This is a genomic window from Kitasatospora nipponensis (assembly GCF_039528135.1).
GTDB classification, from domain to species: domain Bacteria; phylum Actinomycetota; class Actinomycetes; order Streptomycetales; family Streptomycetaceae; genus Kitasatospora; species Kitasatospora nipponensis.
The window spans coordinates 1-743 of sequence record NZ_BAAALF010000678.1; the positions used below are offsets into that span (position 1 = coordinate 1).

The window sequence follows — 743 nt, forward strand, 5'->3', positions numbered from 1 at the left end:
CCGCCCGGCCACAGGTCTCCCGCGATCCACCCGTCCGGCCCGCCCTCTCCTGCGGCGCCGCACCCCGTCAGGGGACGATGCCGACCAGGATGTACTCGTTGTACTTGAAGACCTTTCCGGCCGCCTCGGGCAGCGGGAAGGAGTAGCTGCGCTCGATCTGCAGCCCGGCCTGCTCGGCGTACTCGCGCAGCGCGGCGAAGTCGACGAACCGCACGTGGGTGGGGTCCGAGCGGTAGCCGGCGGGCTGAGGGGTGATCAGAACGACCTTGCCGCCGGAGCGGATGCTCGGCAGGTAGCTCTTCAGCAGGGCCTGGCAGGTCTCCAGGTCCAGGTGCTCCAGCACGTGGGCGACCAGCATGCTGTCGAAGGCACCGGGCCGGCTGAGCTCCGGGTCGGCCTCGAACTCGGCCGCCGTGTACGCCTCCAGGCCGCGCGCCCGGGCGGTCGCCACCGAGGTCTCGTTGTGGTCCACGCCGACGCTGCCGGGCTCGCAGTTCTGCAGGTTGCGGCCGACGCCGCAGCCGATGTCCAGGGTCCGGCCGAGCTGGAGCCGCTTGAGGTTCCAGCGGTACGGCGCCTGAGTGGGCAGCAGCCGCTTGATGCCGGACTGCTCCAGGGTTACCAGCCGCTCCGTGTAGGAGGCGTCGGCGGTCGCACCGCCGGTCGGCGAACCGGGCGTCTGCGGGTCGCGGGCTTCGGGCATAGCAGGGCCTCTCCAGGCTCTCCGGGGGTACGGCTTGGTG

1 protein-coding gene is annotated in these 743 nt (G+C 71.7%); it reads right to left on the minus strand.

Going from position 1 to position 743, the window contains the following annotated elements:
* Window positions 1-67: 67 nt before the first annotated feature.
* The gene (locus ABD323_RS42670; protein WP_184918700.1) at window positions 68-703 is read right to left on the minus strand and encodes a class I SAM-dependent methyltransferase; all 636 of its coding nucleotides are present in this window, start codon (window positions 701-703) and stop codon (window positions 68-70) included.
* Window positions 704-743: the final 40 nt, after the last annotated feature.

Coding starts and splice junctions, on each gene's coding strand:
- ABD323_RS42670 (WP_184918700.1), bottom strand. CDS start 703: ATGCCCGAAGCCCGCGACCCGCAGACGCCCGGTTCGCCGACCGGCGGT.